Origin of the sequence: Lysobacter sp. (assembly GCF_035655815.1) — a bacterium.
In the GTDB taxonomy this organism is placed as follows: Bacteria; Pseudomonadota; Gammaproteobacteria; order Xanthomonadales; family Xanthomonadaceae; genus Lysobacter_J.
In genome coordinates this window covers 43,111-53,339 of the sequence record NZ_DASRTS010000026.1, presented here as the reverse complement: position 1 = coordinate 53,339, position 10,229 = coordinate 43,111, and the positions used below count along the sequence as shown (strand labels likewise).

The 10,229-nt window shown below is 67.5% G+C and carries 9 protein-coding genes and 1 pseudogene; 3 read left to right on the top strand and 7 right to left on the bottom strand.

The genetic code is table 11. The annotated features are described in order from the left end of the window. Together sufB and VFE83_RS06460 are read right to left on the bottom strand one after the other, a co-directional pair. Positions 1 to 1,239, bottom strand: a 1,239-nt coding sequence (gene sufB, locus VFE83_RS06465; protein WP_324904256.1) for a Fe-S cluster assembly protein SufB, incomplete at its 3' end; no start/stop codon positions are given. A 16-nt stretch (positions 1,240 to 1,255) separates the two neighbouring features. Continuing rightward, positions 1,256 to 1,708 (bottom strand): SUF system Fe-S cluster assembly regulator, encoded by a 453-nt coding sequence (locus VFE83_RS06460; RefSeq protein ID WP_324904254.1) that lies wholly within the window; start codon positions 1,706 to 1,708, stop codon positions 1,256 to 1,258. A 242-nt stretch (positions 1,709 to 1,950) separates the two neighbouring features. Between VFE83_RS06460 and VFE83_RS06455 the strand changes: the two are divergent. The 3 genes and pseudogenes from VFE83_RS06455 to VFE83_RS06445 all read left to right on the top strand — a co-directional run. After that, a pseudogene (locus VFE83_RS06455) lies at positions 1,951 to 2,412 on the top strand (SET domain-containing protein); the annotation flags it as partial. A gap of 662 nt (positions 2,413 to 3,074) precedes the next feature. Next, positions 3,075 to 3,875: a 3-hydroxybutyrate dehydrogenase gene (locus tag VFE83_RS06450; protein ID WP_324904252.1), complete on the top strand. Its 801-nt coding sequence runs from the start codon at positions 3,075 to 3,077 to the stop codon at positions 3,873 to 3,875. 225 nt (positions 3,876 to 4,100) lie between these two features. Beyond that, positions 4,101 to 6,326: a DUF5916 domain-containing protein gene (locus VFE83_RS06445; protein ID WP_324904250.1), complete on the top strand. Its 2,226-nt coding sequence runs from the start codon at positions 4,101 to 4,103 to the stop codon at positions 6,324 to 6,326. Positions 6,327 to 6,378: 52 nt separating this feature from the next. Here VFE83_RS06445 and VFE83_RS06440 read toward each other — a convergent pair whose 3' ends face one another. From VFE83_RS06440 to VFE83_RS06420, 5 genes are all read right to left on the bottom strand, one after another. After that, positions 6,379 to 6,834 carry a PIN domain-containing protein gene (locus VFE83_RS06440; protein ID WP_324904248.1) on the bottom strand — a complete coding sequence of 152 codons (456 nt, stop codon included), beginning with the start codon at positions 6,832 to 6,834 and terminating at the stop codon, positions 6,379 to 6,381. Positions 6,835 to 6,856: 22 nt separating this feature from the next. Then, the gene (locus VFE83_RS06435) at positions 6,857 to 7,546 is read right to left on the bottom strand and encodes a hypothetical protein (protein ID WP_324904246.1); all 690 of its coding nucleotides are present in this window, start codon (positions 7,544 to 7,546) and stop codon (positions 6,857 to 6,859) included. 2 nt (positions 7,547 to 7,548) lie between these two features. Continuing rightward, a complete protein-coding gene (locus VFE83_RS06430) occupies positions 7,549 to 8,118 on the bottom strand; it encodes a hypothetical protein (RefSeq protein WP_324904244.1) in 570 nt (189 codons plus the stop codon). Positions 8,119 to 8,271: 153 nt separating this feature from the next. Continuing rightward, complete coding sequence (locus tag VFE83_RS06425) at positions 8,272 to 8,904, bottom strand: LysE family translocator (RefSeq protein ID WP_324904242.1); 633 nt, start codon at positions 8,902 to 8,904, stop codon at positions 8,272 to 8,274. Between the two features lie 82 nt (positions 8,905 to 8,986). Then, positions 8,987 to 10,225: a DUF2272 domain-containing protein gene (locus tag VFE83_RS06420; protein WP_324904240.1), complete on the bottom strand. Its 1,239-nt coding sequence runs from the start codon at positions 10,223 to 10,225 to the stop codon at positions 8,987 to 8,989. Positions 10,226 to 10,229: the final 4 nt, after the last annotated feature.

Here is a 10,229-nt window from a genome sequence, read left to right as displayed (position 1 = left end):
GTTCTTGACCTCGATGTACGGCACGGTGTGCGCGCCGCAGTCGCTGCCGAGCAGCAGGCTGTCGCACTGCGTGAAGTTGCGCACGTTCTCCGCGTTCGGGAGCACGCGCACCAGCCCGCGATAGGTGTTGTCCGAGCGGCCCGCGCTGATGCCCTTCGACACAATGGTCGAGCGCGTGTTCGCGCCGATGTGCACCATCTTGGTGCCGGTGTCGGCCTGCTGGCGGTTGTTGGTCAGCGCGACCGAATAGAATTCGCCGACGCTGCTTTCGCCCTTCAAAATGCAGCTCGGATATTTCCACGTGATCGCGCTGCCGGTCTCGACCTGCGTCCAACTGACCTTCGAGCGGTCGCCCGAGCAGAGCGCGCGCTTGGTGACGAAGTTGAAGATGCCGCCCTTGCCTTCGGCGTCGCCCGGATACCAGTTCTGGACGGTCGAGTATTTCACCTCGGCGTCCTCGTGCGCGAAGATCTCGACCACGGCGGCGTGCAGCTGGTTCTCGTCGCGCATCGGCGCGGTGCAGCCCTCGAGGTAGGACACGTACGCCTGTTCCTCGCAGATGATCAGCGTGCGTTCGAACTGGCCGGTGTGCCCGGCGTTGATGCGGAAGTACGTGCTCAGTTCCATCGGGCAACGAACGCCCTTCGGGATGAACACAAAGCTGCCGTCGGAGAAGACCGCCGAGTTCAGCGCGGCGAAGTAGTTGTCGCCGGTGGGCACCACGGTGCCCAGGTACTTCTTCACGAGTTCGGGATGTTCGCGGATCGCCTCGGACATCGAGCAGAAGATGATGCCCTTCTCGGCCAGTTCCTTGCGGAACGTGGTGCCCACGGACACCGAGTCGAATACCGCGTCCACCGCCACGCCGGCCAGCTTGGCGCGCTCGTGCAGCGGCACGCCTAGCTTCTCGTAGGTGTCCAGCAGTTCCTGCGGGACTTCGTCGAGCGAGGCGTACTTGGCCTTGGGCGCGGAGTAGTAACTCAGCGCCTGCAGGTCGATCGGGGCGATGTTGAGCTTGGCCCAGTGCGGCATCGGCATGGTCAGGAAGTGCCGGTACGCGGCCAGGCGCCATTCCGTCATCCATTCCGGCTCGCTCTTCTTGGCCGACAGGGCGCGGATGATGTCCTCGCTCAGGCCGGGCGGCAGGCTGTCGGATTCGATGTCCGTGACGAAGCCGGCCTCGTACTTGCGTCCGAGCTGCTCGTGGATCTCGCGGTTTTCAAGAATTTCGGTGGCCATGGGGGCTGCCTACTCGTTATGCCTGGGCCAGTCGCAGGTCGATGCGCCTGGCCGGTGATCCGGATGGAGGTGGGGGTGTCAGCATCTGCGCCAGCGTCACCTCGCGCAGGGCTTCGATCACCACATCGTTGATGCGTCGCCAGTTGGCGCGCACCCCGCACGACTGCTCGAGACCGCAGTTGCCGGTGTGGACGCTGCACTCGGTCATCCCGAGCGGGCCTTCCATCGCCTCGACGATCTCCAGCAGGCCGATGCCGTCGGCCGGACGCGCCAGCCGGTAGCCACCGTTGGCGCCGCGGAAGCCCTCGACCAGGCCGGCCTGGGCCAGGGGCTTGAGGACCTTGGCGACGGTCGTGGCTTCCAGGCCGGCACGTTCGGCCAGTTCCGACGCACTGAGCACGGCGGTGTCCTGGGCCAGCACGGTCATGACGACCGTGGCGTAATCGGTGAGCTTGGTGACGCGGAGCATACGGGGTGATCAGGTAATCCGTACCGGAATTGTACTGTTTCCGGGCGGCGGGGCCAAGGGTGGGCCTGTGCCCCGTTGGTTCCCGTTAGGTGGGGCCTTCGCGAGGCCGCCTGAAACGGCGCATTCGGCGAGCAGAGCTGGTGTGGCACCTGCGTGCGCCTCGTGTTCCGTGACGGACACGCGATGGCGGTGACCGGGCGATCCGTACAGAATGTCCGCTTTCCTTCCATCTGGACTCCTGCATGCCGCGCAAGATCGTCGCCCGTCGTTCCGCCATCCATGGCAACGGCGTTTTTGCTGTTGCCCCGATCGCCAAGGGCGAACGCGTCATCGAATACAAGGGCCGCCGCCGCACGCACGAGGAAGTCGATGCCGACGACTCCGGTGACGTGGAATCCGGCCACACCTTCCTGTTCACGCTCAACGACGAATACGTCATCGACGCGAACTACGAAGGCAACACCGCGCGCTGGATCAACCACAGTTGCTCGCCCAACTGCGAGGCGCTGCTGGAGGAAGACGAGGGCGACGACCGCACCCGCGACCGCGTCTTCATCGAGGCGATCCGCGACATCAAGCCGGGTGAGGAGCTGTTCTACAACTACGGCATCACCCTGGAAGAGAAGCACACGCCGGAGCTGAAGAAGATCTGGGAGTGCCGCTGCGGCTCGCGCAACTGCACCGGCACCATGCTGCAGCCGAAGAATCCCTCCAAGGCGAAGAAGGCCAGCAAGGCGGCCAAGTCGAAGCAGGGCGCGGGGAAGAAGGGCGGGTCGGCGAAGAAGGCTGGTGGCTCGAAGAAGACGGGCACGAAGAAGACGAGCGCCAGGAAGGCTGGCCCCAAGAAGGCCGGCGCCAGAAAGGCAGCCAAGCGGTAACGCATCGCTACACCGCCGTCGCCCACAGATGTCATCCCGCGAAGGCGGGGACCCAACCCTGCTTCATCACGCTCGACGGAAAACGGAGTTGAGTCTGTAAGCTGGATTCCCGCCTGCGCGGGAATGACGAGCAGGGCGTAGTCGGCCGCTGGAGCCAGCCGGGCAGGCATCGACAGCAGTCATTCCCGCGAAGGCGGGATCCAACGCAGGCTTCATCACGCACGCCGGAGAGCGGAATCGGGTCTGTGAGCCGGATTCCCGCCTGCGCGGGAACGACGAGCATGGCGTAGCAGCCCTCGGACCCAGCCCGAAGGCATGGACAACTGTCATTCCCGCGAAGGCGGGAATCCAGCCCTGGCCGCATCACGCTCGCCAAGGGAGCGGAATTGGCGCCCGTACCATCGGGCAATGGCAGGGCTGCCGCCTGATCGCCACACTGCGCCATGCGCTCCAAGGCGCACTCGTCCACACGTATCGCAGGAGTCCCCATGAGCGCCATCGAAGGCAAGGTCGCAATCGTCACCGGCGCTGCCAGCGGCATCGGCAAGGAGATCGCACTGGAGCTCGCCCGCGCTGGCGCGAATGTCGTCATCGCCGATCTGAACGTCCAGGGCGCGCAGGCCGTCGCCGCCGAGATCGAATCCGCCGGCGGGCGGGCGCTGGGCGTCGCGATGGACGTCACCGACGAAGCCGCGGTGGAAGCAGGCGTGCGGCAGGCGGTGGAGCGCTATGGCGGCGTGGACATCCTGGTCTCCAACGCCGGCATACAGATCGTCAATCCCATCGAGCAGTTCGCCTTCGCCGACTGGAAGAAGATGCTGGCGATCCATCTGGACGGCGCGTTCCTGACGACCAGGGCCGTGCTGCCGCACATGTACGCCGCCGGTAGCGACGGCAAGCCCCGCGGGGGCACCGTGATCTACATGGGCTCGGTGCACTCGCACCTGGCCTCGCCGCTGAAATCGGCCTACGTCACCGCCAAGCACGGCCTGCTGGGCCTGTCGCGCACGCTCGCCAAGGAAGGGGCGAAGCGCGGCGTGCGCAGCCATGTGGTGTGCCCCGGCTTCGTCCGGACACCGCTGGTGGACAAGCAGATCCCGGAGCAGGCGAAGGAACTGGGCATCAGCGAGGAAGAAGTGGTCAGCCGCGTGATGCTGGGCAATACGGTGGACGGCATCTTCACGACCGTCGAGGACGTGGCCCGGACGGTGCGCTTCCTCGCGGAATTCCCGACCGCCGCGCTGACCGGGCAGAGTTTCGTCGTCAGCCACGGCTGGCACATGCAGTGAGCGTGTAGCATCCGCCACCTGCCTGCGATGCGGGCGGGTGCGCAATGGTTGCCATGACCTATGCCATTCGGTGCGACGCGCTGCCGCGACTAGGCTGCGCTTCGCCCGGCGCCCGCGTGCCGAGCAGATTGTCTTCGCCCAGCACGGATCGCCGGAAGACGCGCTCATGCGCATTCACGGCGCTCCGCGCTGGCCACCATGGCCTGCCGAGTTCCGTTCGCCCGCATGCGTGTCTCGCTCACCCTGGCCATCCTGGCCGCCCTGTCCGCTCCCGCGTACGCCGTGGAGATCGACGGCCGCATCGACCCGGCCGAATGGCAGGGCGCGCGTCACGTCACCGACTTCCGCAAGGTGCAACCGCTGTCGCTGGAGCCGGGTTCGCTGCCGACCGAGGCCTGGATCCTGGCCACGCCGGAAGGGCTGGCGATCGCGTTCCGCAATCCGCAGCCGCCGCAGGTGCCGCGCACCCGGCAACGCGTGCAGCGTGACTTCGAGGAACAGGTCGACCGCGTCAACCTGATGATCGACTACGACGGCGACGGCCGCACCGGCTACAACTTCACCGTCTCCTCGACCGACGGCATCGCCGATGCCGTCATCACCAACGAGAACCAGTTCAACGACGACTGGGACGGCAACTGGCGCCACGCCGTCAGCGAGGACGAGGCCGGCTGGTCGGTCGAGATGCTGATCCCCTGGTACATCGCGCCGATGCGCGAAGGCGCCGACGGCAAGCGCACGGTGCGGATCTACCTGGATCGCGTGATCGGTTCGACCGGCGAGCGTTCGGCGTGGCCGGGCGCGAGCTTCACGCGGCCGCGTTTCCTGTCGGATTTCGCGCCGGTGGAGATGCCGCAGTACGACCAGTCGCTGTTGGCCATTACGCCGTACGTGTCCGGCCTGTACGACAACGTCGAGGGTAGCAGCGACTTCGACGGCGGCGCCGACATCTTCTGGAAGCCGAATGGCCAGTTCCAGCTGTCGGCCACGATCAATCCGGACTTCGGTCAGGTCGAGAGCGACGACCTGGTCGTCAACTTCGACGCCACCGAGATCTTCATCAGCGACAAGCGCCCGTTCTTCACCGAAAACCAGGGCATCTTCGAGTTCACCACGCCGTCGGACTACAGCCAGTTGCTCTACACGCGTCGCGTCGGCGGTCCCGCGGACGACGGCAACGGCGCGGGCGACATCACCGCGGCGGTGAAACTCAACGGCAGCATCGGTGCGACCAAGTACGGCGTGTTCGCCGCCGACGAGGCGGACGAAGTCGGTCGTACGTTCGGCGCGCTGCGCGTAGTGCGCGACATGAGCAAGCAGAACCTCGGCGCCATGCTCACGCGCGTCGACCGGCCGTTCCTCGATCGCACGGCGACCGTGCTGGGCGTGGACCACAACTGGCGCCCGACCCAGCGCGTCAGCGTGGAAACGCGCCTGATCGGCAGCCAGATCGACCAGTACGGCCGCACCGTCGACGACACCGGCGCGACTATGTGGGTCAACTACGAGATGGACCACGGCTGGCGCCAGCAGTGGCTGGCGATGCACTTCGGCAACGAGTTGGAGATCAACGACTTCGGCTATCTGCAGCGCGCCAGCACCAACTACCTCAACTGGCAGGTGATGCGCCGTTTCACCGACCTGCCGAAGGAATCGCGCTATGCGTCGAAGGACTGGCGCGTGCGCATCAGCGGCACAGACAACGACCACGGCGACCGCCTCAACCGCCAGTTGCGCATCAGCCGAGAAAGCGACCTGCGCAACGGAAGTTACGAGTACGCGCAGATCAACATCAACGGCTCGGGCGTGGACGACCTGCTGACCCGCGGCAATGGCGTGGTCAACAAGCCGTCCAACTTCAACACCTATTTCGAGTTCGAGCGCCCGCGCAAGGGCGACTGGGCCTGGGAGATGGAGTCGGAGATCTTCAGCGGCGGCCTGGCCGGCAACGACAAGATCGGCTACAACCTGCGCGTCCAGCCGACGTACTTCATCAGCGACGCCTTCAGCGTCTACCTGGGCGGTTACGTCGAGCGCATCCCCAGCTGGCTGGTGTGGCAGCAGGACAACCTGATCGGCGAGTTCCGCGAGGACATGCTGCAGCTCGACGCGGGCATGGACTGGACCATCACCAACAAGCAGGAACTGCGCGTCAAGCTGCAGGCGATCGGACTGGATGCCGAGCTGCAGCAGGCGTATCGTGTGGCGGCGAATGGCGACGCCATCGCGACGGACGAGGCGGTCGAGGATTTCAGCGTCCGCAACCTCGGCTTCCAGGTCCGCTACCGTTACGAGCTGGCGCCGCTGTCGTATCTGTACGTGGTGTACGGCCGCGGCGGCTTCGAACAGGAGCCGTTTGCCGAGGGGGCCGATCGCGCGCTGCGCGACAGCCTGGAACTGCGCAACGACGAACAGCTGATGGTGAAGCTGAGTTACCGGTTCGAGCTGTAACCACCGCCAGGGCGCGCGCCGCTCGCACGCGGCGCGTGTCGATACGACAGCCTCACGTCACGCGCGGCGACCACGCCCGCGACCACTCCACAGGCGTCAGGATGTCGAACAGGCCGTCGCGCCGCGTACGGCGGGCCAGCCGCAGCAGCGCGTCGTCGCGCGTGAGCAGCCACTGCGCGCCACTGGCGGCGGCCAGTTGCAGGAACTTCTGGTCGTCCGGATCGGCGCAGCGGGGCAGGGCGCATGCCGGCGCAGGTGCGTCCTCGACCATCGTCATCAGGTCGTCGTAGTCGGCAAGGCGCGCGACACGTGCGATCTCGTCCAGGCGCAGCACCGGATACGTCAGCACGCGCTGCCATTCGGCGCGGCACGGCGCATCGCCGATCGCGACGACGGCGCCGGATTGCAGCGCGGCACGCAGCGGATCCAGCACGGGATCGCCAAACGCCAGCAGGTCCAGGCACACGTTGGTGTCCAGGACGATGCGCGGCGGATGTCGTGGCGTCATCGAACGCAGAGGACGCGGCGGCTCACGGTGCGACTTCGCGCAGGTCCGCCGAAGCGATGTGCCAGGCGCGTTGCTCGGCGGTGGCGCCGTCCACGACGGTGCGGCTGAGCGTGTACGCGCCGACGAAACGCTGCTGGCGGCCGTCGGCATGCGTAGCGGTCAGCGCCACCGGCACCTCGATGTGGCGCTGGCCCGCGCCGGCATCGACTTCGCCGGGCGCCAGGATCTCCACCGACACGCCGGTGGTGTCGGCGAACCCGTCCGCAAACTGCTGCGGCGTCTGCCCGCTGGCACGCCCGTCGTCGCCCCACATGGCATGGGCACGGGCGAAGTCGCGACGGTTGATCGCCGCGTAGTAGTCGCGCAGGACGGCGACTGCGTCCTGCGGACCCGGTTCTGCCGGAGTTGCCGCATCCGGCGACGGGGCGGCTTCCCCCACCGAAGGATCGCCGGGCTGCGCCTCTTCGGGCGGAACGAGGATCGGATTGCCCTGTTCGTCCAGCAACGGGGCCACGGCCGGTTGCGGCGGGCCGACCTGACCCGGGCCGGGCTTGTCCGGCATGCCGGTGACGCTCCCGCGCGAACCTTCCGGCGAGGGCAGCGCCTCGGTGTCGCCGTCGCCCGATGCCGTCCGGCCCGGTGCATCCCGATCACCACAGGCGGCGAGGAAGGCGCACAGCGCCAGGGCTGCGAGGATGCGGGGTGCGTTCATCGTCACTGGTCCAGATGCACGACGACGGTGCCCTGCTCGATGCCGGTTGCGCCGATGCGGCGCGAGCCCAGCTTGTCGAGCAGGCTGTTGTCGAAGCGGTAGATCGGCTCCTCGCGCGAGTACTCGTCCAGCCAGGAGTTGAGCAGCGCCCGCGAGCTGGCGTTCATTGCACCGCCCAGCCCCGGCACGTTGACTTCCTCCAGTCGCGGCTCGGCCAGATGCAGCCCGCGCGTGCCGGGGTCGAAGCGCAATGCGCTGGTCAGGGCGAAATGGCCGGAGGGGCGGCTGCTGTCGCTGCCCAGCGCGCCCAGGCCCACGTCGAAGTCCACGCGCAGACGGTCGGAGCCCTGCGGGATCGTCAGCCGCGGGTTCATCAGCGTCAGCGACACCAGGCCACCGAGCTTGTCGTAGTGCTTGGGGAAGTTGCGGTCCAGCGAGTTCTGCAACTGCATCGGCGTAAAGCGGACTTCATCGCCGAGCAGGGCGCCCAGACCGTTGAGGGTGGAACAGGCCGCCAGTGCGAAAACGAGGGCGGCAGCGACGAGGAATTTTTGAAAGCGGCGCGGGTACATCCGGGGCTCCACGGGTATGCCGGGACGATACCCGCGCCGCATGAACAGGAACAGAAGTGCACCGCCGTCGCGACTGCGTGCCGGGACGGCGCACGAGGGACTGATGCTAGCGCCGGAATGTTGGCGGCGGGTGACGAGCCGACCGGCGGTCGCTCAGGCGCGCTGTTCCAGGGCGAGCCGCACGCCCAGCCCAATGAAGAGGGTGCCGGTGACGCGCTGCGTCCAGCGGCTGCCATGTGCCGCCACGCGCCGACCGAAACGCCCGGCCGTGAAGCTCAGCAGCAGGTCGTTGCACAGGCCGACCAGCGCGAGCAGTGCACCCAGCAGCAGGAACTGCAGCCACACCCAGCCGCGCTCCGGATGCACGAACTGCGGCAGGAACGCGAGGAAGAACAGCGCCACCTTCGGATTGAGCACGCCGGTCACGACCGAGCGCAGGTACACCTGCCGTGCCGATACGGTGGCGGCCGCGGGCGCGGTTTCTGCATCGCCGCCGCCGTTGCGCCAGGCCTTGATGCCCAGCCAGATCAGATAGGCCGCGCCCAGGTACTTGACCACCTCGAAGGCCATGGCAGAGGTCGCCAGCAGCGCCGAAAGGCCCAGGCCGGCGGCGATCGCATGCAGCAGCGTGGCGGTTTCCAGCCCCAGTCCGGCCTGGATGCCCCGCCGCGTGCCGCCGGTCATGCTCTGCGCGACGATCCAGGCCGTGCCCGGACCTGGCAGGATCACCAGGACGACGGCCGCGGCGAGGTAGGTGAGCAGCGTCTGCGTGTCGAACAGGTGCATGGCGGAAGTGCGGGCAGGGCGCTACAGGCTACGCGTCCTGTGCCGACGCGGCAGCACGCCCGGCACGATGTTGTGTTCTGCCTCAGGGCGATTTCGCGTCCGCCGCCGGCTTCTTCGGGCTGGAAGCTGGCCGACCACGCGGCTGCAGCGGCAACGGCGCAGGGGCCCGCTTCGCGCTGGCATAACGCGCGTAATCGCGATAGAGCGCCTGCACGGTTGGCGTGCCGTCCAGGTCGTGCGCGACGTTGCCGACCGTACGCGGTTTGAGTACCGCGAACCAGCGATGCGCACCGATGATGTCCCGGTCGGTCAGCGGCCGGCCTTTCGCATCGGTCGCGATCACCGACAGCGTGACCGCGTGGTTGACGTTGCCGCCGATGGCGTACAGCCGTCGCTTGTCGGCATCGATCTTGACCACCAGGTCGCAATGCAGCGCGGTTGAATCGCTGTTGCCGGTGCGCACGTCGGCGATGGAGGCGAAGGTGCTGTCGGCGCGCGCGGTGCACAGCAGGTCGCCGGCGGCAGGCGTCGCTTCGTGCAGGTCGTAGGCGACGAACAGATGCCCCGGATCCTGACCGTCCCGGGCGCGCACGGCGGCTCGTACGTAGTCGATGTGCCCGCCGCTGCGCCGGAACTGCGACGTCGACAGCCCGGCCTCGCACGCCAGCCACGAAATGAAGGCGGCCGACCACGGCATCGCCCAACCCGCTCCCTGCCAGCCGTAGTTGACGATGCTCTGCACACGCATCGCTTCTTCGCTGCCGGTCGCCGCCCAGTAGCCGGCGATGGTCGCGCTCACGGCCTCGTCGTCCTCCGTCAGGCCGAGGCGCGGCGCCTGGCGCAGTACGCGGCTGCCGATGGAGGCGTTGCTCGCCGGCGAGATGATGTCGACCACCCCGGAAGGTTGCGGCATGCGCGGCACGATGGTGGCCGGTTCCGACGCCAGGTCCAGCACCGGCATGCCGAAGTACGCCCACTCGGCGGTGGCCAGGTCGATCATGCGGGTGCGCGGGTCGCCCGGAACGGTCCTCGAAGGGCAGCTCTCCATCGCGATGCGGTAGCCGGCGGCGCGCGCCGGCACGTAGCTGTCGCCGACGCGGCGGTACATCGGCTCGAACGCATTGGGTCCCACCCGCACCATCATCGGCGGCGCCTGTTCGGCGTACAGGTATTCCACGCGCAGGGCTGGATCGGGAAACCCGCCCGGCCGGTTGAAGGCGGGGATGGAACGGCTGGCGTTGGGGCCCTGCTGCGCGATGGCGGAAGCACAGATCGGCGCCAACACCAGCGCGATGATGAAACTCCGTAAGCGCGATCGCATGGGC